This is a genomic window from Pedobacter hiemivivus (assembly GCF_004331685.1).
GTDB classification, from domain to species: Bacteria; Bacteroidota; Bacteroidia; order Sphingobacteriales; family Sphingobacteriaceae; genus Pedobacter; species Pedobacter hiemivivus.
In genome coordinates this window covers 1-25,032 of the sequence record NZ_SJSM01000040.1, presented here as the reverse complement: position 1 = coordinate 25,032, position 25,032 = coordinate 1, and the positions used below count along the sequence as shown (strand labels likewise).

At 39.3% G+C, this 25,032-nt stretch carries 24 protein-coding genes; 9 read left to right on the top strand and 15 right to left on the bottom strand.

The window, feature by feature from the left end; translation table 11 throughout:
• Nucleotides 1-561 (top strand): DUF1398 domain-containing protein (locus EZ444_RS26515; protein ID WP_225874864.1); only part of this gene is annotated, 561 nt, incomplete at its 5' end.
• An 84-nt stretch (nucleotides 562-645) separates the two neighbouring features.
• On the opposite strand, the gene EZ444_RS26510 is transcribed toward EZ444_RS26515, so the two are convergent.
• The 10 genes from EZ444_RS26510 to EZ444_RS26450 form a co-directional block, all read right to left on the bottom strand.
• Nucleotides 646-2,826: a TonB-dependent receptor gene (locus EZ444_RS26510; RefSeq protein WP_131612922.1), complete on the bottom strand. Its 2,181-nt coding sequence runs from the start codon at nucleotides 2,824-2,826 to the stop codon at nucleotides 646-648.
• Nucleotides 2,827-2,888: 62 nt separating this feature from the next.
• Nucleotides 2,889-3,209: a hypothetical protein gene (locus EZ444_RS26505; protein WP_131612921.1), complete on the bottom strand. Its 321-nt coding sequence runs from the start codon at nucleotides 3,207-3,209 to the stop codon at nucleotides 2,889-2,891.
• 342 nt (nucleotides 3,210-3,551) lie between these two features.
• Nucleotides 3,552-4,205 (bottom strand): hypothetical protein, encoded by a 654-nt coding sequence (locus EZ444_RS26495; RefSeq protein ID WP_131612920.1) that lies wholly within the window; start codon nucleotides 4,203-4,205, stop codon nucleotides 3,552-3,554.
• Nucleotides 4,206-5,093: 888 nt separating this feature from the next.
• Complete coding sequence (locus tag EZ444_RS26480; protein WP_165503738.1) at nucleotides 5,094-6,806, bottom strand: ankyrin repeat domain-containing protein; 1,713 nt, start codon at nucleotides 6,804-6,806, stop codon at nucleotides 5,094-5,096.
• A 61-nt stretch (nucleotides 6,807-6,867) separates the two neighbouring features.
• Entirely contained in the window at nucleotides 6,868-8,292 is a 1,425-nt protein-coding gene (locus tag EZ444_RS26475; RefSeq protein ID WP_131612918.1) for an ankyrin repeat domain-containing protein, read from the bottom strand.
• 31 nt (nucleotides 8,293-8,323) lie between these two features.
• Nucleotides 8,324-9,340, bottom strand: coding sequence for a hypothetical protein (locus tag EZ444_RS26470; protein ID WP_131612917.1), 1,017 nt, complete (start codon nucleotides 9,338-9,340; stop codon nucleotides 8,324-8,326).
• Between the two features lie 69 nt (nucleotides 9,341-9,409).
• Nucleotides 9,410-10,198, bottom strand: a complete 789-nt coding sequence (locus EZ444_RS26465) for a response regulator transcription factor (protein ID WP_131612916.1) — start codon at nucleotides 10,196-10,198, stop codon at nucleotides 9,410-9,412.
• Between the two features lie 180 nt (nucleotides 10,199-10,378).
• Nucleotides 10,379-10,792, bottom strand: coding sequence for a hypothetical protein (locus EZ444_RS26460; RefSeq protein WP_131612915.1), 414 nt, complete (start codon nucleotides 10,790-10,792; stop codon nucleotides 10,379-10,381).
• A gap of 226 nt (nucleotides 10,793-11,018) precedes the next feature.
• Nucleotides 11,019-11,285, bottom strand: coding sequence for a hypothetical protein (locus tag EZ444_RS26455; protein ID WP_131612914.1), 267 nt, complete (start codon nucleotides 11,283-11,285; stop codon nucleotides 11,019-11,021).
• Between the two features lie 19 nt (nucleotides 11,286-11,304).
• Entirely contained in the window at nucleotides 11,305-12,132 is an 828-nt protein-coding gene (locus EZ444_RS26450; RefSeq protein WP_131612913.1) for a TonB-dependent receptor, read from the bottom strand.
• A gap of 256 nt (nucleotides 12,133-12,388) precedes the next feature.
• On the opposite strand from EZ444_RS26450, the gene EZ444_RS26445 reads away from it, so the two are divergent.
• The 3 genes from EZ444_RS26445 (at nucleotide 12,389) to EZ444_RS26435 (ending at nucleotide 16,762) form a co-directional block, all read left to right on the top strand.
• On the top strand, nucleotides 12,389-15,157 hold the full coding sequence (locus tag EZ444_RS26445; RefSeq protein ID WP_131612912.1) for an AAA domain-containing protein: 2,769 nt from the start codon (nucleotides 12,389-12,391) through the stop codon (nucleotides 15,155-15,157).
• 13 nt (nucleotides 15,158-15,170) lie between these two features.
• Nucleotides 15,171-16,064, top strand: coding sequence for a helix-turn-helix domain-containing protein (locus EZ444_RS26440; protein ID WP_131612911.1), 894 nt, complete (start codon nucleotides 15,171-15,173; stop codon nucleotides 16,062-16,064).
• 83 nt (nucleotides 16,065-16,147) lie between these two features.
• Nucleotides 16,148-16,762 (top strand): YdeI/OmpD-associated family protein, encoded by a 615-nt coding sequence (locus tag EZ444_RS26435; RefSeq protein ID WP_131612910.1) that lies wholly within the window; start codon nucleotides 16,148-16,150, stop codon nucleotides 16,760-16,762.
• 172 nt (nucleotides 16,763-16,934) lie between these two features.
• Here EZ444_RS26435 and EZ444_RS26430 read toward each other — a convergent pair whose 3' ends face one another.
• Nucleotides 16,935-17,735: an SDR family NAD(P)-dependent oxidoreductase gene (locus EZ444_RS26430; RefSeq protein ID WP_131612909.1), complete on the bottom strand. Its 801-nt coding sequence runs from the start codon at nucleotides 17,733-17,735 to the stop codon at nucleotides 16,935-16,937.
• A gap of 139 nt (nucleotides 17,736-17,874) precedes the next feature.
• On the opposite strand from EZ444_RS26430, the gene EZ444_RS26425 reads away from it, so the two are divergent.
• Both EZ444_RS26425 and EZ444_RS26420 read left to right on the top strand, forming a co-directional pair.
• Nucleotides 17,875-18,456 carry a TetR/AcrR family transcriptional regulator gene (locus tag EZ444_RS26425; RefSeq protein WP_131612908.1) on the top strand — a complete coding sequence of 194 codons (582 nt, stop codon included), beginning with the start codon at nucleotides 17,875-17,877 and terminating at the stop codon, nucleotides 18,454-18,456.
• A 165-nt stretch (nucleotides 18,457-18,621) separates the two neighbouring features.
• The gene (locus EZ444_RS26420) at nucleotides 18,622-19,419 is read left to right on the top strand and encodes a Fic family protein (protein ID WP_131612907.1); all 798 of its coding nucleotides are present in this window, start codon (nucleotides 18,622-18,624) and stop codon (nucleotides 19,417-19,419) included.
• A 71-nt stretch (nucleotides 19,420-19,490) separates the two neighbouring features.
• On the opposite strand, the gene EZ444_RS26415 is transcribed toward EZ444_RS26420, so the two are convergent.
• Nucleotides 19,491-20,141 carry an HD domain-containing protein gene (locus EZ444_RS26415; RefSeq protein ID WP_131612906.1) on the bottom strand — a complete coding sequence of 217 codons (651 nt, stop codon included), beginning with the start codon at nucleotides 20,139-20,141 and terminating at the stop codon, nucleotides 19,491-19,493.
• Nucleotides 20,142-20,386: 245 nt separating this feature from the next.
• Nucleotides 20,387-21,133, bottom strand: coding sequence for an SDR family oxidoreductase (locus tag EZ444_RS26410; RefSeq protein ID WP_131612905.1), 747 nt, complete (start codon nucleotides 21,131-21,133; stop codon nucleotides 20,387-20,389).
• A gap of 81 nt (nucleotides 21,134-21,214) precedes the next feature.
• Here EZ444_RS26410 and EZ444_RS26405 point away from each other — a divergent pair, with 81 nt between their 5' ends.
• Nucleotides 21,215-21,598 (top strand): winged helix-turn-helix transcriptional regulator, encoded by a 384-nt coding sequence (locus EZ444_RS26405; RefSeq protein ID WP_131612904.1) that lies wholly within the window; start codon nucleotides 21,215-21,217, stop codon nucleotides 21,596-21,598.
• A gap of 22 nt (nucleotides 21,599-21,620) precedes the next feature.
• Here the strand turns inward: EZ444_RS26405 and EZ444_RS26400 are convergent, their stop codons facing one another.
• Nucleotides 21,621-22,007, bottom strand: a complete 387-nt coding sequence (locus EZ444_RS26400) for a winged helix-turn-helix transcriptional regulator (RefSeq protein WP_225874863.1) — start codon at nucleotides 22,005-22,007, stop codon at nucleotides 21,621-21,623.
• 90 nt (nucleotides 22,008-22,097) lie between these two features.
• On the opposite strand from EZ444_RS26400, the gene EZ444_RS26395 reads away from it, so the two are divergent.
• Together EZ444_RS26395 and EZ444_RS26390 are read left to right on the top strand one after the other, a co-directional pair.
• Nucleotides 22,098-22,889 (top strand): SDR family oxidoreductase, encoded by a 792-nt coding sequence (locus tag EZ444_RS26395; RefSeq protein ID WP_205945355.1) that lies wholly within the window; start codon nucleotides 22,098-22,100, stop codon nucleotides 22,887-22,889.
• A gap of 21 nt (nucleotides 22,890-22,910) precedes the next feature.
• Nucleotides 22,911-23,228 carry a nuclear transport factor 2 family protein gene (locus EZ444_RS26390; RefSeq protein WP_131612903.1) on the top strand — a complete coding sequence of 106 codons (318 nt, stop codon included), beginning with the start codon at nucleotides 22,911-22,913 and terminating at the stop codon, nucleotides 23,226-23,228.
• 76 nt (nucleotides 23,229-23,304) lie between these two features.
• Here the strand turns inward: EZ444_RS26390 and EZ444_RS26385 are convergent, their stop codons facing one another.
• Nucleotides 23,305-24,717, bottom strand: coding sequence for a tetratricopeptide repeat protein (locus EZ444_RS26385; RefSeq protein ID WP_131612902.1), 1,413 nt, complete (start codon nucleotides 24,715-24,717; stop codon nucleotides 23,305-23,307).
• Nucleotides 24,718-25,032: the final 315 nt, after the last annotated feature.

Below are 25,032 nucleotides of genomic sequence, written 5' to 3'. Positions count from 1 at the left end.
TTTATACAAAAGACATTTTCTGGTAACCTGATCATCAATAGTAAAAGCTTCAATCCTGTTGCTGTATTCAGAGCTGTAATAGCGGATGGGACAGTCGATCAGGAACAGACAGAAAAATGGGATGATATCGAATTGGTGAGGGATTCTAAATTTTTTAATAGCCCTAAAATAGCACTTAAAGCGATTGAGCAGGAACATGAAAAAGTAAAAAGTGGAGCAGATTTCCCCCAGTACATTCAAGCGATCAAAAAGTTAGGCGTAGAAGAATTTGTGACCTATGTATCTGATAGCCATACCCAATATTTTAGAAATAATGGCCCTCAACTAAGCTCCAAGGCAAAGTATGAACCTTTAGTCGTCGCTGCTGTAAGTCATAAGAAAAAGTTTGCGAAGTATTTGAAAATGCATCAGGCAGGGCAAACTGATTACCTCAGCTTTTGCAAACATTGCGCAGAAACAGGAATCGATAGATGGATCGTAAATTTAACCTTGATGACCTGTACTTATTATGATCAGAAAGATCAGCTCATCCTGACAGAATCGATCCCTAATTCCGAATGATACTCAAATTAAAAGGGTTTACAAAAAAGAAAGCCGGGTCAACCCGGCTCTCCAGCTTTATCATGATGATACTATAAGATACAATTACAGTTTGATTTTAACACCTCCATTAACTACAAATCCATCAACCGGGGCATATATGTCCCTGAAAACAGGATCGGTAATGGTGCCTGTATAAATGGTGTCAAATTTAGTCTGACGGGTATTGCTGAAGTTTTCAAAATTCACAAAGATCGAAAAGCGTTCCCATAACTTTTCTGCCATGAATCCCGTAGTCCAGTAACTTTTGCCTACAGCTCCATTATTTAACTTTTGTTTACTGAAGTAATAGGCCTCTAAACCGATTTTCCACTGGTCTTCCAATTCATACATCAGCACATTGTTTAAACGATGTTTAGAAACCAGTGGGTAGGCTGCACTAGTACCACCAGTATGCTGGTTCACATCTGCATAAGTATACCCAACAAACAATTTGAAATCACTAAGGGTGATCTTCGCATTGGTTTCTATTCCCTTAGTGTCCAGGTTACCATTGGGCTGAACGTAACCTAAATTACCACCTGCCACCGGAGTAAGCAGGATTGGATTATTGATGCGGGTATAAAAGAACATCTGGTTGATACTGAAACCCACTTTGCCATCAAATAAGCTGGTGCGGTAATTCACATCGTAATTGGCACCATAAGAGCGTTCTGCCTTTGTGTTGGCAACGTCAATTGGTAACACGTTTCTGAACTGAATGCGCTCGGCATCTTCTGTAAATACCGTTGGCGCTTTGTAACCGAATCCACCGCCTAGGCGGGTAGAGAAATGTTCATTGATCTTCCAAAGACCTGAGATCTTCGGCAAAAAGAAAAAACCGTATTCATTGTGGTAATCTCCACGGATACCGGATTCAATGCTGAATTTTTCAGACAAGTTCCAGGTATTTTGTGCAAAAGCACCAATGGTCGTGTAGTTATAGCTTCTTAATGCAGCAGCACTGTTCTGGTCTTCTTTGAAATTGTCAGTCAGGAAATTAGCGCCTACTACCCAATCTGCTTTCTCACCATTGCGGCTGTAATTTGCCTCGCTATAGGTAGAGACCTGTACACCGGAAAACACATAATTGGGCATACCAATGCTCCGGTTGTAATAACTTACTGAATTGCGGATCACCAGTTTTTCATTTTCACTGAATTTATGATCCAGTTCCACTTGCGAACTGTAACGGCCTGTTTTGTTCTGCTCAAAATAAGAATGTGTGGCACTCCCGTTTCCTTTTACATATTCCAGGTCACCTCCAATCCGTTTTTCAGTAGTCGCGTTGATCCCTGCTGAAAGTGTGGTGGCTTCATTGAAATAAAAGAACAATTTAGGGTTCAAAGTAAAGCGGTCAAACTTAGGAATCGCAGTCAAACCGATATCCGAGGGGTCATAAGCCGTTCCTTTGTTATAGGCTCCGTAAACGGTAATACCAATTTTGTCAAACTTCTGTGCATAAAAGGCACTTGCATCCAATCCCAATGCAGAAGTTCCGTTCAATAAGAAATTGAGTTGGCGCTCTTCTGTTGGCTTTTTAGATACCAGGTTGACAAGCCCTGCAATGGCACCACCACCGTACAATGTTGAAGATGACCCTTTGATCACCTCAACCTGTTGTAGATCTAATGGCGCGATCTGTAATAGTCCCAATCCACCGGAGAAGCCTGAATACAATGGGAAACCATCCCGGATGATCTGGGTATATTTCCCGTCCAATCCCTGTATACGGATGCTGGAGTTACCGCTGGTAGCAGAAGTCTGCTGCGTTTGGATGCCCGTACTTTCTGCCAGCATCATGCGGATGTCGCCGGGTTTCATGTTTCCTTTTTCGTCCAGTTCTTCACCTGCAATGACCTCTACCCGGGTTGGGATGTTGTCTATAGTACGGCTACTTCTGGTAGCGGAAACTACCACTTCTTCCAGTTCCTCATCTTTTTCAGCAGCCTCCAGTAAAACGGTAACAGGTACTGTTTCTACAAGTGGAAAAGTTAAGGTGTCAGTTTTGGTCTGAAAGCCAACATAGCTGTACTGAATGACCTGTTTACCTGAAGGTACGCCGGTAATGATAACTGACCCTGTTTGGTCTGATGTAGTTCCAAGCGATGTGCCAAGGACTTTTACGGTCGCCCCAGGGAGGGGCTGATTTTTTTTTGCGTCTTTAATGACAGCTTTAAAAGTATTTTGAGCGAATGCTGTTGCGGTACAAAATAGCACAGCGACAAGCACAATCAATTTCTTCATGATGTATTTTGTAGTTAAATAATTTCATTAAAATGCAGTCTCAATAGACTATTCAAAAGAAATTAAACTAGTTTGGGCGGCTGCCAGATGACGGTAGGAATAATTGGTAGTCCAACAGGGATATAAGCGGTATTGTGCTGAACAGGCTTTAACTGAATGGCAAAGGTGAGCACCTGTTCGCTGGTAAAGATAAAACCGATACAGGTTCCACAAACATAAAACGGAGAACAGTCTTTACAGCATTCGTCTGACTTTTCATTGCATTCGTGGTTTTCCTTTTGGGCTGTTTCGTGCGCGTGCGTTTCAGCTACTTCCAACGCACAGCAAGGTGTGATGGTGAGTGTGATGACAACAATGGACAGAAATAACGCTAAGAATTTCACGCTGTAAAAGTATACAATTCCAGATCAATTCCTCTTAAAGCTACAGAATAAGAAATTTTGCTGGGTCTGAAAAGGCGTGATGTGATCTTCTTTTATACAACGTACTTTCTGAAATCCATTTTCCAGCTGCTGATTCAGCTGATCTTCATTGTACTTTTGGATAGGCAGCCCACTGCATTTGTCAGGGCCATTCTCAGAAAAGGTGCCGATCACGAGGTAATTTGATACCGTGTTTCTGGCTATATGTCAACACTTTTTGCGGGTTTTTTCTGTCGCCAATCTTCATCAAGCCAATAAAACAGCTGTTATCTAAAATTTTCATCCTGATGAAAACTTTTTTTGTTATTTAGATTTCCTTTTATATTCATAGCTGCTCGTATTGTCCTTGCTTGCAAGAAACACGAATACCCATCCCCACTCATTCTGCATCCTGTCCACGTGCAGCTGACCGTCCTTGCCCAGTGATAGCTGGAACTGGCTATTGCTGAACTGCCCATATATCAGCGGGATCGGTATTATTTTCCGTTTGTGTCTCGATACAAAATAGCTGTCCTTCAGCTTTCCTTTCAGTACCACGCTATTCTTTTCCGTGTCTCCCTGCAGCCAAGTAGCCCTGATCTGGTCTTTTCCTATGACCTTGAGCCCGATTGTTGCCGTCTGGAAATCGAGCGTATCGAGTTTGTCGCTCAGATTAAGCTGGTTCCATAGCGAAGAAAATTCAGAATCGCTTTTCTTGCTGAACGGATTCTCGTAGGTACCGTCAAAGGCCTGCAGGTCTGAAATTTCCTGTACCCCTTCCTGCCTGGTCTGCTTTAATGAAACGCAGCCTGACAAGACCAGGATCGACGATAGATAGATTAGCCTGTTAACTGTCATTTCTGGATGGTTTTTACAAATAAATATAGGGATTTTTTCCACCGCTATATTTTTCCTGGCGTCCTTCTTTTTTATGCTATCGATCCGTAGATCAGCATCGATACAAATCATTTTTCTCATTAAAATTCGTCAAATTTGTACCACTATAGTATTAGTAACCATTCAATAAATCAAATTACTGCTATTATGTTATCACTTATATCCATATCTAAAGCACAACAAAAACTTGCCGAAAATATTCGAGATAGAAGACTTTTCATGGAGTTGAGGTGGGCTGGAAGAAATTATCCAGCCTATTGCAGAAGTTAAAGTCGGGTTGAATTTTGGCTCAATCAAAAACTAGACAATATCTATTCGTCTTATCAGTTCCAAAAACTGGACAAGGGTTCGAAACCCTTCGACTCCACTTAAGGAGACGCCCATTTTCGGGCGTCTCTTCCTTTTAAGGATATAATCTACTGAAAATCACCGAATAATACTTCAGAAAATTGATCAAAATGTGGTTCGACTTTTCTATCAGTTTCCAAAAGTCTCATACCTTTTATAATTATTCTGCGATATTTCGATTATAAATGGTTCGAAATCTCATTGACCATAATCTCAGAAATATCTTTTATGTCTTCTTTTGCTTAAATAAGCCTGCTGATAGGTATAAGAAATCTAGGATTAACGGCCTGCTCCTCGCTAACCCGTATATCATTCCTTCTTAGTAAATTTATTGTCTGATTAACAGATACCTTTCAAAAAAGGTATACTCATCAAGATGTTCCTTTTAACCTGAAACCACAAATCCGGAACCCGGCTTTTAAGCAGGCTTGCCTTAGAAACAGGATTGTTGATATTACAGCGGACTGCCGGCACCCGGTTCATCAGATAGGCCTCTTTTTTGAGTTCCTGTACTATGAATGCCCCATTCCCCTGCCCAGAAAAGCCTACTATTGACACATAAAATTGCTGTGTTTTATAGCGAGACCTTTCATTTTAACGGTACACACGAACATTCTTTCGCTACTTTTTCAACATTGCACTAAATAAGTCCCGCAAATCCAGGTTAGACTCTACCTTTAGTCTCAGTTTCAATTTGTTTCGATCCATCTTTGATCCATTCTCAAACAAAACCTTGATTGCGTCATATCTATTCCAGGCCATGGCAAAATCTATGGGAATACTACCACCTAAAACACTGTTATCGCAGGTAACGTTAATTGTCTCACAAACAGCATTCACATTTGCCCCTTTCGATAATAACTGACGAATGGCATATTCATTTCCGTATAGCGCAGCATAATGGATAGGCCGCATCTTAAATTTTTCATTTCTAATATTAAAATCATAAACGGAAAGATTCTGTTCCCTAATCAATTCCGGCATTGAAAAATATACTGCTGTAGCTACAGGAAATCCGGTTGCCAAAATCCTATCCAGCATTTTGTGGTCAAAGTCCCTGATTGCAGTAGTCAAATCAATCATACTATATCCAAATTGTGCTTTTAAAGTATTATCGGTAGCTCTCCTCGTACTTAGGTTTTCCAGATAAGTACTTTTTTGACGTGGTGTCATGCCATCCTCATCTCTTTTAGGAGCAAAAGCTTCATCCAGTTTATCTATCAGGTTAAACACCTGCTGGGCTTGATTTCTCGCTTCAGCTTGTTGTTCAAGCCCATTCACTGGGCGGTTATATTGCGCCTGCGGGCTTATATTTGCTAAAAGCTGTTGGTTATCTACCTGGCCTGCAGCCTGTAACAAAGTGCTGGCAATACTGGTTCCAGTTCCCGTATCCATAATAACCCCTGTACTATTTAAAAAGTTGGCAAAATTTGTTTTAGAAGGATTTGATAACATAGCTGCAGCAGATAGCATATAGTTACCCAGATCTTTCATATTGCTGTTGTAAGCTTCTTTACCAGGATTTACTGTACCTTTATCTTGTAGCGAAGTAAGCACGCCATTCGTCAGTTCAGCGCATGAAATAAGGTCTTCTGTTTTACAATCTTTACTAGTTTGATTATCACAAAGAAGTCTGGCGCTTTGCAGCAAGTTCCCTGCTTTCAAAGCTGCCTCTCTGGATTTATTAAGTTCTTTATTTCTAAAATAGCTCTCAGCGTACCAACAATACATCAGTGCTCCGTAAATGTACTGATCTCGCTTACAAAGTTCATTTATCACAATCTGTGGCGGCATACCGTCATTAGCAGTGGGGCTTGTGCTCGTCTTCCATCCCTTAACCTTAAGTAAGAGGGACGAAACCATTTCCTGATTTTCCCCTTTATATTCAATATGATCAACGCCGGTGCCCACAGATAGCCTACCACATCCGCCAACATTCTGTTCCGTATTTGTAAAGCTGTATGCGGTTAAACCCGAGCCTGCAGCACAAGGGTGGAAATCTACAAAATAAAGCCCTGTCAACTGTACATTGGGTTCATAGATAAAACCATCATTCATTTCCCCTTGTTGGAGGCAATGAATTACCATACTGTTCGAATATTGATTTCCCAGAGCATCTTTATAAGTATAAACAAGTCTACCAGAAATATTTTCAGTATAATTGTTTACAACCTTAAACCACCAATATTTAACTGCCACGCCATAGCAAAAGGTAAGCTTATTCTGATTCTTATCAGCAATTGGATACGGTTGGCTCCATGGGATATTTTTAGGTCTCCATTTTACCAGCCGGGCAATATCTGTTTCCTGTGCAGTTGATAATTTCGTACTCAAACAAATAAAGGCAAAAATTAAAAGTAAACACCTGTTCATCGGTTTTATATAAATTTAATTACTATTTACTTGCGATCATTTCAGCCAGTAGCTTGCGCATTTCACCATTCTTTTCTGCTTCCAAACGGGCCTTTAAGAAATCCATAACAACAGCATTCTTTACTGCCGTTCTGCCTCCGTATTCAAACAAAAATCTTGCAACTTCATACTTATTTAAAAAAAGTGCCATTCCCAGTGGAAAACCAAAAGGATCATTATACCCGTCTCTGGTAAAAGTTTGAACATTAATGTCCGCCCCCTTCGCAATTAGTAAACGAACAGCATAAACATTTCCATAAATAGCAGCATAATGGATGGGTTTCATTAATCGTTCCGTCTTTTTCCAGACAAAAGACCTCATATCTATATTTTGCTCTCGGGATTCTGTTTCCTTGGTAAAAAGGAGATGAAGTCCAACAGGAAATCCCTTTTCCAATATTTTATCCAGTAAATCATTATCAAAATTTCTGATTGAACCTATAAAATCATCCATATCATAACCATAGCGGCTTTTTAAGTCTGCGTTTTCAGTTATTCTATTGGCAACATTCAATTCCATTACCTTTTTATCTCTATTTGTTAGCCCATCTTCGTCTTCTTTCGGTGTTAGTAAATCTATAATTTCTCCAACCTGATTGGCTACATTTTCAACAACCGCCCTTTGTTCAAAAGAATTCATCTGACTAAATTGCTTCCCGGAAACTGTAGGAGCGTAATACAAAGCATTATTGTTTTGTGCTAGTCCGGCCGTCTTCAATAAATTTGTAGTCAAATTATTTCCCGTTCCAATATCCATCATTGTTCCAGAGCTTTGCAGAAAACTTGCATAATTTGATTTAGAAGGATTTGATAGCATAGCTGCAGCTGAAAGGAGGTATTTTCCCAAGTTCTGCATATCCTGATCAGATGTTTCACTATTTTTCTCCTCAATTTTAGCAGGGCTTTCTTTCTTTAAAGCAGCATAGGTGTCTTGTATTTTATTTAGCTTTTCCCGCAGTACTTTAAACAGACCTGACGTATCACGTACATTATAGGATATTAATGAAGTATTGGCTTTGCTGGGTTTAAACTCTACGAAATAAAGACCTGTGATTTCCTGTAAATTAAATACATAAAAGAAGTTGACCTCATTAGTTTCAGCGCTATTTATTACAAAGCTGTTCGTTAGCGGAGTACCCTTTGTATCTGTATAAGTGTACACAAATCTTCCAGAGATAGACTCATTATAGGTATTTTTAACTTGCAACCACATTCTAACTCCATTCTTTCTCTCCGAAGGTTGCTCTGCAGCCCAAGAAAACAAAATTTTATTTTCGTTCTGATCGAAAATAGGAATGTAGCTGCTCCATTGTAAATTTTTTGGAATCAAATAAACTTGCTGGGCAACTGTTCTTCCAGAGAAAAAAATGACAAAAGTCAGTATAAAGAAATTAATGATGTTTTTCATGATATTTCCGTATTAAATGATTTTAATTAACTCATTGTTTAGAGGCTTCTTCCAAAGCATTTAACTGCTGTTGCAGCACTACCGACATTTCTTTGGTATCCGGATCTAATGCATAAAGCTTCACCAGCGCCCTTAGTACGAATATCATTTTATTAGTAGTGGCATTGATTGCTGCTACATTCTCCCTTTGTGACGCACTGGCTAGTTCATTTGTCAAATCCACAAGCATATTTGTGAGCTTCGCTATTTTCTCCTCATTTGTACCAGAAATATTTAAAGACGGGTCAATGGGTGATTTGCTGGAATTATTTTCACGAAGTTTTTGTGTCGACTGTTTTAGTTGCTGACCAGTCCTTTGAACTCCATCCATTTTTGAGTCAAATACTTTCATTTTCTGATATATGTTGTTCATGGTCTTATCTGTAAATTCCGTAAACATTTTCTGTATCATCCGTGTCTGTATTGTTACATCTTTTACAGTTTCAGCATATTCTTTAAAATTATTCCCTACACCAGAATATGGATTATCTACTCCCCTAAGTGCATCTACATTGTCTTTTACTTCCAGAAAGGTCTCGTAAATATCTACCGATTTCGCATAAAGTTCAGCGGCTCGTTTTTCTGCAGCCACTTTCTCAGTATCTTCATCCAATACTGCTATAGGGCCAAGCGGATTAAAATGGGTGCAAATTTCATCCTGAACTCTTCCCTTCCCAAAAAAAGCATTAGACCGGAGTTCAAATTCCTGCTCAGCTTTCAGCTTTTTCATTACCTCTTCTGCCGAGGAGGCACTTATGCTGCCCCAGTTAGAATTACCCGTTCTAGGGGCACCCTTCTTATAAAGCCTTACCCGCCATTCTTTAACCTTAACTCTCGAAGCATCAGAATTCTCAACCTTACTGATATTACCTTTACTTTGCACATAATAAGTAGATTGAATATTCCTTACCCCTTCAGCCATACTAGCTGATCTTGTTAAAGTAGCGTTTTTTTGTCCGCTTGATCTAAAACTAACCAACAAGAATACAATGACGACAATTGACTTCATACCAACGAATTTTAGTATAAAGCTAGGCTGACGGTTTAGCTTGTCATATAGCAATTTCTTGCCATTTTACTATATCAATCCATTTCTAATAGCAAAACTAACCAAGGCTATTGCGTTAGGGGTATTGGTCTTATCTTGCATGTTACGACGATGGTTAATGACGGTAAATTCACTTAAAAACATCTTTTCTGCAATCATCTTGCTGCTTAGGCCTTCGGCCATCCATTGCAAAACTTCTTTCTCGCGTTTAGACAGTAATTTGTCCTCACCATTAAGGTAATATACCTGCCTGGCTATCGTATCACAGCTAAGCCCATTTGAATCAATCTTCTCTATGGTCTGCACTACTGGCTGTGTAGGTATATGCAAATTAATATTAAACACAATTCCTACACTGAAAAGCGGATTGCCCAATTCATCGGATACAAAACAGTTTCGCTGAAGAAGTGATATATCTTCACCTTTAAGGTTCTTAACATTTTGGATAAATGAAAACACATAATTTTTATGGTTTTCGGGTTCAACTCCAGCTAAAAATGTCAACCTGTCGGGAAAAATCTCGTTATTTAGCAATCGTAAATGAAGTGGATCGTAGATTTCCAAAGTATGATCAACACCTCCCCTTAAAAAAGACTCAGCTTTATAACCAGCGCAGTTTTCAGACATATTGAGGTATGTCCTTTTTTTATAATCCAATAAATAAATAGATGGAGTACTGTGGCGCAAAAAAGAATGAACAATATTATTTGCTAAAAAAAACTCCTCAAAATCGGCTAACTGTAACTGATCCGGATCATCACTCTTCGCCTGTTGTATGTCGAAATACCCAAGCCACGTTAAATTGTCTTTAGTTTTCATTACTATTATTCAGTCTAGATGAGTTCATAATAGGGATAATACAATATACGCATAGCTTTTAATAAAAAGTACATTATAGTTCACGTATGATCAGAAGAAATTTAATTTGCTTTGTCATTGGTTTTGATTATTAACTGAAACAAGATACCTTTTTTCAGAAAACAAACACCCGAAATAATTTTATATACAAGTGTCCCATTTAAACAAATCCATTAAAAAAAGGCTGTACCATCCCCAAAAAGATGGCACAGCCTCCTGATCAAGTAAGGATTTGCAAAACCTACAAGTCGGCAGTTTCAGTAGTAAACATATAGCTAAAGGTTCCGTCCCCATTATCCATTTTTCATCAAGGATGGTGGTAATCTGTTCTTTGCCCGGATTGAGCCAGAGCCTAATCAGATCGGTCCCGTTAACGTCAGTAATGAACTGATTGGCTTCCACATTTTTCAACCCCACGAGATAGGTAATATCTTCATTGTTTTTCCTGATGGGCAATAGCACAGATCTAGGATGTAATTTGTTACGCCGGAAATCCTGGAACACAGTCAACTCTGTTATATCGCCGGCAACAGGATCGTACTCGTATAATATCAAATCTACTTTCCATGAATCTGCCTGTAACGGTATGGGTAAACGATTATATAGTTGTACAAATGCAAAGTCCGGCGAAATATTACCATTATATTTCAGGAAATCTTTAATCCCGAGGTTTTCGCTAAATGCGATACGTAATTTTGCTTTTTCTCCGCTTGGGATGAAAATACTGGTATCAAGCAGTACTTCGTCAGAGCCCTTTTTACGAAAGGATATCCTCGTTTTTTTATCGGAAAGAAGACCAATAGGCCTTGCGCCAAGGCCTACCGTACCTCCAGACTTGAGTGAATCTTCCTGTTTTGAATTTTCCAGGTAAACTGCCAGTGTAGGGGGTACCGGGCAGCGCTACGATTTCCACTTCCAGAAAACTGTAGCTTTTAACTTCTACCGGATTACCCTTTTTACAGGATGCCAGTAGAATAATGATACCCATATATGTAAATATGCTCAGCATGCTTCTTTTTGACTTATCTAGTTTGAATGTTGTGATCATAAGAATTTGATTTGTTTTTTTAAAAGCTAAAGGAAAGGGTCGTGCTGTAGGTACGGCCAGGCCTCGCTTCATAATCGATAAGGTCCTGTCCTTTCTTATAAAGTAAGCTTTTGGTAGAAGGATTTTCCCTTGCAAGTTCTTCTGCGGTATATGTATTCTGATAAACAATACTATAACTGTTTAGCAGGTTGGATACACTTAACCTCAACTCCGCTTTCTGTCTAAAAAACCGGAAGGCTATCTGTCCATCCAAGGCTTCTAAAGGGCGTTCATACAATGATTCCGCATATAGCTCGACCGGCCGGTACATCCTGTTTGTTACATAGTTGTATGCCAGACTTAGTGAAAACCGTTTCGTTTCATAATACGCACCTGCATTCACCATATAGTTACTGACACCTGTTTGCGGTCGTTTTTCTTCTTTTCCTACGGAATCGATAACGATCAGATATTTTCCATCTTCTGAACCCCCTATACTGGAAAATCCTGTTTTTACTTTAGATCTGAGGGCAGTAAAATTGCCATACAATGTGATATTCTTCAAAACAGGTACTTTAGTAAAACCCATTGATTTACGCATTTCTACTTCAAAGCCAAGGTTGTTGGCACAGGCATTATTTTTTAACCGGTACACCCTGTTGTCTCCCAGCTTATAAATTTCCATCGGCCGTTTAAACTCTTTTTGGAAGATGGAAAAGGATAGTATTTCACCGGGGCCCGGATAATACTCATACCTGAAATCGATATGCCTAACTGGTGTCGACCTAACAAGCTCACCAATGTACTGCCCGCCAAGTTCAAAATCGTATTCTCCGAAATAAGACAGTTCACGGAGATCAGGACTCATTTATACACCTGACCAATTCTAAGAGTTTCTCAAAGGGTTCGATTACGCCCCCCTCGCCGCCACTTTTAAAATATTGATTGTCAGATGTATTAATATTACAGCTGACCAATTAACTGACCAGACTGACAAACCTGAGAATTTAAAAACTAAATGGCAAGAGCCTTTCTTTTATGAACACAGCTCATCCTGACAGAATCGATCCCTAATTCCGAATGAAATTTAGTAATTTCGAGACTATACATCTGTAAAAAAATTAATGGCTCATCAGTTCATAGTATACTTAAAAAATAAAACATCCCTAAAGTTTGAATACAAAAGCGATGTTTCAACGGTTGTTTGTACAGACACCGGATATCACATCACATTTAATAATGGGAGAAGCTATTACTATGGAGCTGACAAAGTACAGTACTATCCGCTTGTATATAGACGAGAAGATGTGCGGATATATGAGAATGGCAAATTAAATAAGACATATAATACGGTTGATAATTATGGCCGTTATTTAATTTTTCGACATAAAAACAATTGTTCTTTTCCAATTGAAAACAATGCTAATGTTGAAATCTGTACTATAAAACAGAATATTGATCAGGCGAAATCAGTAATCAATTATTTTAAAGAAATACTTAAAGAAAGTGGTGGAGTATCATTCGATATTCAATCAGAAGAGACAACTGGTGAAAATCCTAATCAAATAAGCGCTGAAATATTGCTCAAGGCCCTTAATGATATAGATATATTGGAATCAAGGTCAGCACTCTCTAACTACATTGATGGAATCAATCCTGCTATTCATGCTCCAAAGGAGACACTAATTTATCCTTTCGGATGCAATGAGAGTCAAAAATTGGCGGTTGAGACTACGCTTAGCAATAACATCAGTATAGTAGAAGGTCCTCCGGGGACAGGAAAAACTCAGACAATCCTAAATATTATAGCCAATCTTATCGTACAAAACAAAACTGTTGCGATTGTTTCAAACAATAATGCTGCTGTATTTAACGTGTCGGAGAAATTAGCGAAATACGGCTATGGAATGGTTGTGGCATCACTTGGAAGTAAGGATAACAGAAACTCATTCTTTAAAAATCGTGAAGAACAAATAGTCAATCAAGATTTTGAGGTATCGGACGATCGATTGAAACAAGCAAAGAATGAGGTTCGGGATTCAGATTCCATATTAGCAAAGTCCTTTCAGTACCGAAATAAATTAGCCATCTTAAAGGCGGAATTGTCAGATGCTGAAATAGAATTTAGCCATATAAAAGCAGAACAACCACTAAAGCAGGACATAAAATCTGTACTCAACAAGAAATTATACCGCAAATGGAATTTCAGAACGACTTTGAAATTGAAAAATTTGCTATCGCCCATAAACCTCGAGAACAAGTTATCCATCATAAACAAGTTGCGACTTGTTCTGCAATATGGTTTCTTTGACCTTAAGAGTATTCGTCAGTATAGTGAAGAACTTTCCGTGTATGTTAACCACAAATTCTATGAATTATACATCGCAAAAATAAAAAACGAAATCCTGAACGTTGAAAATTGGTTGGCAGCGAACAATGAAGAAGCTAATCTTAAACAATTTATTGAGACATCTAAAGAGGTATTCAATGGAGTGTTATTTGAAAAATATAACCGCTTGGACAAAGTTGCATTTAATGCAGAGGATTACCGTGACCAGTTTGATGATTTCATAAAGCATTATCCTGTGGTTCTGAGCGCTACAGTATCGCTACACACGAGCGTTCCCAAAGGGTATCTTTTTGACTATCTGATTATAGATGAATCTTCGCAAGTTGATATTATAAAGTCTGCCGTATGTTTTTCGCGTTGCCGAAATGTGGTTGTTGTTGGAGATAGTATGCAGCTTGCCCACATTGTAGATAAACAGAGTAAAGACGCTGCAGAGCAATTTCATGCTAAGCACAACATTTCTCCTGCGTATGACTATGTCAAACAGAATATTTTGAACTCGCTGAAAAGCTTGTATCGGGATAACGTAAAATCGGTTCTGCTAAAAGAACATTACAGATGCCATCCTACGATTATTGGATTCTGTAATAAAAAGTACTACGATAATAAGCTGGTTATTATGACTCATGCGGATAATCATCCATTTAGAATCATTGAGACAAACATAGCGGGTGGAAGGGATAATTACAATCAGAGACAGATAGATGAAACGGATTTCTATATCCGTAAGCACTATGCTGCAGATTTTAAAAAAGTTGGCGCTATTGCACCTTATAGAAAACATGTAGATATGCTGCAAAAACAGCTACCAGATGGAGCAGAAGCCGACACTATACATAAGTTTCAAGGACGTGAGAAGGAAGTGATCATATTTAACACGGTCAAAAACAAGATAGGAACATTTATTGACAACCCCAACCTCATAAATGTCGCTGTATCACGAGCCATTAAAGAATTTATTGTGGTAAAACCGGCATCGATGGATCTTCCTCACGGAACTAACATCGGTGATATGATACGCTATATATGTTATACCACCGACCCGAATGAAACGATCATAAAAGGCTGTATCTGTTCCGTTTTTGATCTTCTGTATAAAGAGTACAATAAAGCCTTTACATCATTTCGTTTATCGAACAAGAACATAAGAGGATCTGCTGCAGAGCTTATTATTCACAAGCTGTTGAGTGAAAATATACTGTCAAACAATACCCAATTCTCGTCTATTGACATGGTCAGAGAATATAGGCTTAACGATCTTGTTCGGGATTTTCAACCATTCTCCGAAGATGAAATCAGGTTCATAAGGAGTAATTCAAGAATTGATTTTCTGCTTTACAACAAAATTGACAAGACTCCTGTCTTGGCTATCGAGGTGGACGGGGTGGTATTCCATGATAATGAATTGCAAAAGGAAAGGGACAGCAAGAAGAATCATATCTTAGCGGCTATCGGATTACCACTGCTTAGATTATCAACCGATGGACATCATGAGGAAACAAGAATTATTGAAAGTTTAAGCGCTGCAATGGGACTATATTGAAACAAATAAAAAAATGAAACCAGCGCTTCCCTTTTATACGGAAATCAATGATTTTTTGGCCTCTATTCCTTGGCCTGGTAGAACAGAGAACCCTGATTTCTATTGTCTGAGGTTAAAACCACTGGATAAGCCGCAAGTGTCGGTATATCGGCCACCGTTCAAACGTGCATTTTACTTTTTTGCATTGCTGTTCAATTCAGGAAAGGTGAATGTCAGTTACGGTGAGGAATTGGTAGAAGACCCAGATTCCTATCTGGTGTTCCATTCGCCAAACCTGGTTTATAGCTTTGCGCATGATAATGCTTTGGAGGGCTATATTATTTATTTTAAGCCCGAGGCCTTCTCTTTTTTCAGGCCGGGCTTTCACCAGCAATTTAGCCTGTTTGATCAGCAACGCACCAATCTGTTCAGATTTGATCATCATACTTTTATTGAGTTGGCTCCTCATTTTGAAGCTGTTTTTTCTGCTTATGAACAGTCTGGTAGGGATGCTCATCTGGAAGCAAGACTGAAGCTTTTGGGGCTGTTGTGTTATCTGGAAGGGTTTACGCTGGATAGGAACCAGAAGGCAATACCTGCTGGCAGACAACAGGTATTGATGCGGGATTTTATCCAGCTGATTGAAAGCCATTATATCCATAAGCGCAGTGTGAAGGAGTACGCAGACCTACTTTCGGTTACGGCCAATTACCTTTCTCAATCAGTTAAACAAGCTTCAGGGCGCAATGCTTTGAGTTTTATCTCAGAACGCCTGGCTACTGAGGCTCGATCGCTGGTTAGGTACACCGATATGGAGATTTCCAGAATTGCATACCAGCTGGAATTTTCTGACCCGAACAATTTTGGTAAGTTCTTTAAAAAACATGCGGGACTCTCCCCTTCTGCGTTCCGCAGACAGCACAGGTAATTAAATTGACCTGTAAATCCAAGATTTCAACCGAACTTCTTTGTGCGAATCTGTCTTTATTTGTGCTATCAATTTAATTATATATGAGCTACGATCCGGCTATAGACACCTATATCACTAAGACAGAAAGTTTTGCCAGGCCCATCCTCGAACACTGGCGTAAGCTTGTCCACAACAACTGCCCAGGTGTGGAAGAGGCTATCAAATGGGGCATTCCCCATTTTGATTATAAGGGAGACCATATGTGTGTAATGGCAGCACATAAGGCACACTGCTCTTTTACCTTTATAAAAGGCGAGTTAATGACTGATCCGCGACTGAAAGCGGCCAAGAATCTCAAACCTATCAAGCGGCTACTGGGTAAAATCACGCATTTTAGCGAACTGCTCCCTGATCAGGAATTTATCACCATGATTAAAGAAGCGGTACAACTGAACGAAAAGGGCCTAAAGATCCAAAGAGAAAAACCGGTAGCAGAAAAGCCTAAGATATTGGAAACACCGGGCTATTTCAAGGATGCGCTTGAAGGCGATCCAAAAGCGAAAGCGGTCTTTGAAAGTAAGTCAAACTCTTTCCGTAAGGAATATATCATCTGGATTACCGATGCCAAAACCGATCAGACCCGGCAAAAAAGGATAGATGAAGCCTTGGAATGGATCGCTGACGGCAAGGGGCGGTTCTGGAAGCACCAGAAATAAACGCTATCGATTGATCCACAGGTACATTCAAGCGATCAAAATTTAGGAGTAGAAGAATTTGTGACCTATATGAGGGCGTTAATTTAGATGAAGCGAGAATGATCAGAGATCATTCCCGCTTTCTTTTTATAAGTCTGGTGGATTTTCTGAATCGACCAGTTGCAACATAAATTTAACTTTGAATGTAACGTCCAGCTGGCTGGCCATTTTGCGAACCCTCAAATAATTTGATACGGGCAACTTCATAAGCATCAATTAATTGTTGGTCATGCACGGATGGGTGTGTAGTCAGCTCACCTTTATCTAGTCCGGAGAGGATGGCATCAACACAATCTTCAGTTGTCATGATGGTAGATTGCTCCAATGCAGCTAACGGAACACCGCCAACTTCCCATATTTCCGTTGCAGTAGTAGCAGGGTTCACCAATTGTACCTGAACATTTGTTCCTTTTAGTTCTTGCTGCAACCCAAGCGTATATTGAACCACAAAACCTTTTGTGCCGCTATAAATTGCGCTAATAGGTAATGTAAAAAAGCCTAGTACCGAAGCTATATTAATTAAGATGCCCTCATTTTTTTCGATAAATTGAGGTAAAACCGCGTTAGACAATAGCATTACAGCGGTAATATTTACATCAACCATCGCCTTTTGTTTAGCTACACTAGTTGCTGTAGTAGCTGCAAGTGTTGAGGTACCAGCGTTGTTAATCAGCACTGTAATACTTTTATCCGCTCTTAGATCATTAGCTACATTTTCCAAATCTGTTTCTGAGCCCAAGTCGGCAACCAGATTAGTGACCTTTACGTTATATTTGGTTTGTAACCTGCTTGCAAGAGCATCCAATCTATCTTTACGGCGTGCTACCAATTTTAAATTATATCCACGTTTGGCCAATCTTTCGGCAAATACTTCGCCCAATCCTGAAGAGGCTCCTGTTATTACAGCTGTCCCCATTTCTTTATTTTTGTTCATTTTTAGAAATTTTTAGAAATTTTAAATCATTAATTGTTATGAAACAATGCATATATTTCACAGACAAATGTAAACCAACCTGTTTACATGGTTGCAAATGTAAACAGGTTAGTTTACATTTGCAAATAAATTATCAATTATGAATAAAGAAACAGATTCAGCTTCAAAATCATTAAAGAGGGATGAGATGGTTAAATATGCTTATGATCTTTTTTATAAGAACGGGTTTCATGCTACTGGTGTGGATACGGTAATTGAAGGTACAGGCATCTCTAAACGTACACTATATAAGCACTTTGCATCTAAAGAAGGTCTAATTATTGCCACAATTGATTATTATCATCAAACGATGTACAAAGCTATTTCCGATTATCTGGAAAAAGATATCTCAAAAAGCCCGGTTGATAAGGCCTTGAGAATTTTTGATTTTCTGGCAGAATTGGTAGATGCGGGTAAGTTATATGGATGCTTTGCAATGAATGCTAAAACCGAATATGCGAGCAAAGCAAAAGAAATAGAAGCAGCTTATGATGCTTATGTCGCGGCGATCCAACAACTCATTGAATTTTATTTAGAAAATGGAAACACAGCTAATAGCAAATCGTTAGCCATGCAAATCATAATACTCTTTGAAGGAGCTATTATCAGAAGTAAAGGAATAGGTAATTCACAACCCGTTAAATTGGCAAAAAGGGCTGCTGAAATAATTTGCAATCAATAATTAGGTACACGTTTTCAAAAACAAGTAGTAAAACAGATAAATAAGCTAAATAACACTGCACCAATGAATAATATTATGTATTATCGCTGGTAAGTTTTAGTTCAATCCGGGTGAAAAGCAAAGGATGCAATCAACATCAAATTGATTACATTTGCAATCAAGACAATGGACATCATCAAACTCATAGAACAGTATAAACATCTTGACCTAGATCAGGTGATAGATCATGAAAAATTCAATCTGATTTCTATCGTTCACCATTCTACCAGGATTGAAGGTTCAACCCTTACTGAGGTCGAAACTCAGGTTTTACTTAGTGAAGGATTGACGCCAAAAGGAAAGCCACTCCATGAAAGTCTGATGGTAACTGATCACTATGCGGCACTTCAATATGTCCTAGAGCAAGCTAAAACCAATAGTCCTATTACCCCTCAGTTTATTCAAAAGCTAAATTCACTTATTGTAAAAAACACAGCAAGCACTTATAATACGGTGTTTGGAACTATTGATGCCGCTACCGGAGCTTTTCGCAAAGGTAATGTAGTGGCTGGTGATACCTATTTCCCTAATTTCGATAAGGTAGAAACGCTGACAAAAAATCTAGCTTCGGATCTAGCCAAACGAATGCAGCAAGATCTAACTGTACGGGAAAAATTAAATCTTTCCTATGATGCGCATTTTAACCTGGTTAGTATCCATCCTTTTTATGATGGGAATGGCAGAACTTCCAGATTGTTAATGAATTATATCCAAGCTGTGTACGAACTACCACTTGCGATCGTACACAATGAAACAAAAACTGATTATTATCAGGCACTCATTGACACCCGTAAACACGAGGACATTAACATTTTCAGAAAATTTATGGATGAGGAATATATCGGGCATTTGTCTACTGAAATCAACAAATTTGAGGAAATGAAATACCCTAAAAAAGGACGAGGTTTTACTTTCTTATTCTAAAAAAAATAACGTTTTAAAGTCTTTCAACTTTAAAATATACCGGTAAGCAAAAAGATGCAGTCAAATTGACTTCAATCAGTCCAGGGTGAATGCAGGATGGCATCGCAAAAATCCTTTCTATGAAAATCCGGGTTCATACAGGCACATATATCCGCATTGATACTCCCAAACGTTGTATCGGGTTTATGTTTAAACCCTTCGTAAAAGGTAGGAATGATTGTCTTTTTGAAATCGGTACGGGGGAAATTTTTGACAATGTCCTGCCGGTGTTTTTCTGAGAGGTCTGCATATCCCCTGCCAACCACATCCAGGGCCACTCCGTAATTCAACAATGCGACTTCTGCTTCCTTATATTCGGCAATTCCAGGGCTGGTATGCAGAGCGACCGTGTCCCATACCAATTGAAGTGCCTGTGGGGACAGTCCATGACTATGAAGGAAATCCCTGGCTGCATTGGCTCCATCCACTTCAAATCTTTTATCCAGACTCCTGTAATGAGGTGTGAGACCAAGGTCATGGAAAACTGAACCGACGTATAGAAGTTCAGTGTCGTGCGCAATTTTGTTTTGCCGGGCATTAAGGGCTGCAAATAGGAATGCCCTTAGGGAATGATTATAAAGAAATTCTGTACCATGTTCAAGTAGCAATTCTGTCGCCTGTTTGGCGATAGTGCTGTCGGGCAAGGTAATTCCCGCTACAGCTTTAGGTGTATGTATTGTCATAGTCTATCGTCTTACATTATATTTTAACTGTCATACAAAGTTGCCAAACAGAAATCCTAATTCTCTTAAACTGGTTTAAGAAATAAACCGCTTACGGATTTCGCTCAGGTATTCCGGAGCAGATTTCCCCAGGTACATTCAAGCGATCAAAAAATCAAACAACGCTCTAATATCATTAGTAATAGTTGTAGAATCAGTAGTAGCAGGTACAAGCAGCCTTCGCCTGTACCTTGAATCATTTTGTCCTAGGCTTTCAGGCTCATGCCTCCGTCCATTACGATTTCTGCCCCTGTAATATAAGTGGCAGCATCACCGCAGAAGAAGGTAACCATTTTGGCCACATCCTCGGCCTTCCCGATTTTGCCAAGCGGGCTACGACTGATCAGCCACTGGTTAATACCGGCCAACTGTTCTTCACTCAGTCCCATTTTGTTCATGATTTCTGTAGCTATAGGCCCTGGACTTACACTGTTCACCCTGATCTGATGTGGTGCAAGCTCTACCGCTGCAATACGCATCACCGAATTCAATGCTGCTTTGCTTGAAGAATAAATTGAACTGTTTGCCCCGTCCATGTGTGCGGTATTTGAAGAAAGGAATACCACAGAACCGCCATCATTCAGCAATGGGATAAATTTGCTCAAAGTAAAGTAGGCACCCTTAAAGTTAATATCAAAAATGGTATCAAAACTTTTTTCAGTGGCATCCGCAATGCTGCTCTGCTCCACTACACCTGCATTGATAAACAGGATGTCGATTTTACCAAATGTTTTTTCTGCTTCAGCGGCCAATCCCTCAATTGCGGTGATCTGGCTCTGATCGGCTACCACACCGATAACACCAAGTTCAGCGGCAGCCTTTTCAATGGCATCTTTTCTTCTTCCGGTAATGATTACCTCTGCACCCTGTGCTTTTAATTCTTTTGCGGTGGCATAGCCAATGCCGCTATTTCCGCCTGTTACCAGCGCCTTTTTTCCTGTTAAATTGTTCATGATAAAAAATATATTTTAGATATGCAAAAATATAGCTATACTGGTATACTTTTGTAGTCAGTATAACAGAGTATACCAATAATGGAAACAGAAAAAAGAAACCAGATTGCGACAGAGGTACTGTCCAATCCACGCAACCAACAGGAAGAGGTGCAGGCTTTACAGGATACCCTTTATGTGCTTGGAGGCAAATGGAAGCTGCCGATCATCAATTCTATCTGCAACGGTAATAAAAGATTCAGGGATATCGAAAGAAGCATTCCGGGAATTACCACACGGATGCTTTCCAAAGAATTAAAAGAAATGACAGCAAACCAGCTGATCAAAAGAACGGTTACGGCTGAAACTCCGGTAATCGTAGAATACACCTCAACAGAATATTGCAGATCATTTGGGGATATCATCCTGGAAATGATCAGGTGGGGCAAAAGCCACAGGAAACGCCTGAAAGGAAGTGCTGATTAGTTACAGAATTTCCATCGGCCGGTTAGCCCTTTAGTATTAAATCCTTGAGCTTCTCCTGATTTTTATCACCCCACTCGCCCAATACAGCAATTACCGGAATTAAGCTCTGCCCAAACCCGGTCAGGCTATATTCCACCTTTGGCGGAACTACAGGATATATTTTCCTTGCCACAAGATCATGTTTTTCCAGTTCGTTTAGCTGCATATTTAACACACGCCTTGATGCATCCGGAATTTTACGCTGCAGTTCGCTCGGGCGTTTATTACCCTCATGGATAAACCACAGCAAACGGATTTTCCATTTGCCGTACAGCACCTCAGCAATCAGGTCAAGCCCGCAGTTCAGGTTCGGTTTTGTTTTTCTTTCATACATCATACAAAGATAGCCCTCTATAGCTAAATGTACCATATAGGAATAATTTATCCCTATGCGATTCGTATTTCCGTACTTGTACAAACAAACTATAGGATTGAAATTTGTCCAATAAAAGATAAAGTAATGATACCATTGAACGATAATAATGAATTGTCTGGCAGGATCGCCCTGGTGACCGGAGGGACAAAAGGAACAGGAAAAGCAATAGCCGAACGTTTGTTAAGTGCAGGTGCAACTGTAATCATAACAGCGAGAAATAAACCTGAAGAAAACAATGACAACCTACATTTCGTATCAGCCGACTTAAGCAAGCCTGAAGGCACGCAAAAGGCCGTAGAGGAAGTGTTATCCAGATTTGGAAGATTAGATATCCTGATCAACAATCTTGGAGGTTCGGAGACACCAGCAGGTGGCTTTGCTGCCTTGACCGATCAGCATTGGGAGGAAACCATCAGTACCAACCTGCTGGCCCCGGTCCGTTTGGACAGGGGATTTCTGCCGCATATGATAGCGCAGCAAAGCGGTGTCATTATCCATATCGCATCCATCCAGGGAAAACTCCCTTTATACGATTCTACCCTTCCCTATGCCGCAGCTAAAGCAGGGCTGATCAATTACAGCAAAAGCCTTTCCAATGAAGTCGCCCCAAAAGGCGTCAGGGTATTGACCGTCTCTCCCGGCTGGATCATGACTGATGGGGCAAAAAGAATGATGGAACGCATTTCCGAGCATTCAAACATCTCCATAGAACAGGCTACACAGGGTGTAATGGATGCACTTGGCGGAATACCTTACGGCAGACCGGCACATCCGGGGGAAGTTGCCGAACTTGTTGGCTTTTTAGTTTCCGCGAGGGCAGCTTATCTAACCGGAACCGAATTTGTCATTGATGGGGGAACCATCCCGACTATTTAATCAAATTAAAATACAGGACATATGAATTTACCAGAAGTAATTAAAAATTTAGTAAAAGCACAGGATGAATCTGATGCTTCAGCTTATGCCGGCTGTTTCTCCCAAACTGCAACAGTTGTGGACGAAGGCAACACTTATCAGGGAAGCACTGCCATCCAGGATTGGATCGATAAAGCCAATAAACAGTATCAGACGGTAATGAAACCCTTAGCTTATGCCGAAACGGAAAAAATCCTGCAGGCAGAAGTTTCGGGAAATTTCCCGGGCAGCCCTATTGTATTGCGTTATCATTTTTCTTTTGAAAACAACCTGATCAAAACCTTAAAAATAACAGGATAAAAAGCCATAGGGCGTGCTGATCTAGGTTTTACTTTCTTATTCTAACTGCTCCTTTAAGCAATTCATTAGCTATAAATTATTGGGTTAAATAATTATAAATTTCACTGTTTTTTATTTGCTGTTGATACTCTTCTAATGATTTAGCCCTAAGCGGATAAAAAAACACTTCTTTATTTTTGAATATAAAAGTAAAGCTGTAGCCGTTTTCACTAGGTTTTATTGTTTTCATGGCCCTGTCTAAATCAGCTGCAAATTTCCTATTATCTTCTTTTTCGTGTAACAGGTAAGACTTCAAGTCTTTTGTTGCCAGTGTTTCATTGTTTTGACTATCAATGATCAATCCCAATAAATAGCCATAAGCTTCATCCTTTCTGCCGGCCTTATAGCATGATTTTGAAAGATCATAAATTATACGCTCCATATCTTTTATAAATGTTGTTCCACTCGACACTTCATAAGGAAATTCAAATGCTGCTTTTTTATAAAAAGCAACAGCCTGGTCGTAATTGCCTTGTGACAGGTAATAGTCTGCTAAGGCATGGGCCGACAAATGCTGTATGTTTAAGAGCTCATTTATTTCAAACTGATCTTTCTTTTTGAATGTCGAAAAGTTTAAGGTTAAAAAGTAATTAAACTGGGCGGCATAATCTTTCAGGTTAAACCGGGTGATTTTGGTGTCTAACTTTTCTATATGTTTTTGTAATTCCTGATTAGATTTAAACGGCTCTTTCATAACTAGTTCTTTCAATAGTTCACGAATATCATCAGTTCTGAAATCATGAAACAGGGGCCACTTTTCCTTTTCTGTTTTTTCGTTGTCAACTCTGGTTATCCGTCTTTTCTCCATATCATCAATGGAATTTTCTGTATTGAAAATGTCCTTGCCAGAAATACTGATCTTAAAAGCATACATAATGATACGAGGATTCTCCAGGGTTTTATATTTATTGTCTATACTAACAACATACATCCAATCCTCATCTCCGCGAACAAAAGATAATGTATTTGGTTCATTTACAACAAATTCAGTTGCATTTTGCGTAAAAACACCCTCTGTTTTCGGTTTATTTAACACCAGGGACCTAAATAACTTTGTACTACCTACTTCTTCCATCTTATAAAGGTACTTTTGAACATATTCTTTCATATCCTCGGTTAAACCTCCGGTTGTTTTTGATCGGATTGCCGAAATATTAACTTTATTGTTGTCGAAAGTATATTTTGCTGGAGATACAACAAGTTTAGAACTTAGGTCTGAAAGTACAATAGCAACACCTACATTGTCTTTTGATAAATTAGCAAGGCTTAACTTTTCGGATTTTCCAAAGCCGGTAAACATTTTTCTTAAGAACTTATAATTTGGATCACTAAACGAATAGGCTTTTTCAGCGGTTTTAACCTTGCTTTGTATGTCCATGTATTTTTCCTGTGCCAATGCGGGGTTCAATATGGATATTAAAAGAAAATTAAACAGGAGTATTTTTTTCATAGCGTAGATGTTAGAGGATTTGGCGGTAAATTTGTTGTGAAAGTTTAACCAGCATAAGCAAGGATACATTTCACCACAATAATATGACTAAAAACATTATCTTAATCTGCCTGGCAATTTTGTTACTGTTTGGTATAGCCAGCAGTTGCAAAAATATGAATTCTGAAGAAACAACTACAATGGATACGATAGCACAAAAAGAAGTAAAAGTTGCTGCCCACCAGATCCTAACCTCATGGCTCGTAGAGGGTATTGAAGGCATTCAATTCCTCGGGACCAGTGAATGGAAAATCGATGACCAGGTTTTTCTAAACA

Excerpts from the sequence above, each read along its gene's own strand:
- EZ444_RS26510 (WP_131612922.1), bottom strand. The coding sequence starts at position 2,826 with ATGAAGAAATTGATTGTGCTTGTCGCTGTGCTATTTTGTACCGCAACA.
- EZ444_RS26495 (WP_131612920.1), bottom strand. The coding sequence starts at position 4,205 with ATGAGAAAAATGATTTGTATCGATGCTGATCTACGGATCGATAGCATA.
- EZ444_RS26475 (WP_131612918.1), bottom strand. The coding sequence starts at position 8,292 with ATGAAAAACATCATTAATTTCTTTATACTGACTTTTGTCATTTTTTTC.
- EZ444_RS26470 (WP_131612917.1), bottom strand. The coding sequence starts at position 9,340 with ATGAAGTCAATTGTCGTCATTGTATTCTTGTTGGTTAGTTTTAGATCA.
- EZ444_RS26465 (WP_131612916.1), bottom strand. The coding sequence starts at position 10,198 with ATGAAAACTAAAGACAATTTAACGTGGCTTGGGTATTTCGACATACAA.
- EZ444_RS26455 (WP_131612914.1), bottom strand. The coding sequence starts at position 11,285 with ATGATCACAACATTCAAACTAGATAAGTCAAAAAGAAGCATGCTGAGC.
- EZ444_RS26450 (WP_131612913.1), bottom strand. The coding sequence starts at position 12,132 with ATGAGTCCTGATCTCCGTGAACTGTCTTATTTCGGAGAATACGATTTT.
- EZ444_RS26445 (WP_131612912.1), top strand. The coding sequence starts at position 12,389 with ATGGCTCATCAGTTCATAGTATACTTAAAAAATAAAACATCCCTAAAG.
- EZ444_RS26440 (WP_131612911.1), top strand. The coding sequence starts at position 15,171 with ATGAAACCAGCGCTTCCCTTTTATACGGAAATCAATGATTTTTTGGCC.
- EZ444_RS26435 (WP_131612910.1), top strand. The coding sequence starts at position 16,148 with ATGAGCTACGATCCGGCTATAGACACCTATATCACTAAGACAGAAAGT.
- EZ444_RS26430 (WP_131612909.1), bottom strand. The coding sequence starts at position 17,735 with ATGAACAAAAATAAAGAAATGGGGACAGCTGTAATAACAGGAGCCTCT.
- EZ444_RS26425 (WP_131612908.1), top strand. The coding sequence starts at position 17,875 with ATGAATAAAGAAACAGATTCAGCTTCAAAATCATTAAAGAGGGATGAG.
- EZ444_RS26420 (WP_131612907.1), top strand. The coding sequence starts at position 18,622 with ATGGACATCATCAAACTCATAGAACAGTATAAACATCTTGACCTAGAT.
- EZ444_RS26415 (WP_131612906.1), bottom strand. The coding sequence starts at position 20,141 with ATGACAATACATACACCTAAAGCTGTAGCGGGAATTACCTTGCCCGAC.
- EZ444_RS26410 (WP_131612905.1), bottom strand. The coding sequence starts at position 21,133 with ATGAACAATTTAACAGGAAAAAAGGCGCTGGTAACAGGCGGAAATAGC.
- EZ444_RS26405 (WP_131612904.1), top strand. The coding sequence starts at position 21,215 with ATGGAAACAGAAAAAAGAAACCAGATTGCGACAGAGGTACTGTCCAAT.
- EZ444_RS26400 (WP_225874863.1), bottom strand. The coding sequence starts at position 22,007 with ATGGTACATTTAGCTATAGAGGGCTATCTTTGTATGATGTATGAAAGA.
- EZ444_RS26395 (WP_205945355.1), top strand. The coding sequence starts at position 22,098 with ATGATACCATTGAACGATAATAATGAATTGTCTGGCAGGATCGCCCTG.
- EZ444_RS26390 (WP_131612903.1), top strand. The coding sequence starts at position 22,911 with ATGAATTTACCAGAAGTAATTAAAAATTTAGTAAAAGCACAGGATGAA.
- EZ444_RS26385 (WP_131612902.1), bottom strand. The coding sequence starts at position 24,717 with ATGAAAAAAATACTCCTGTTTAATTTTCTTTTAATATCCATATTGAAC.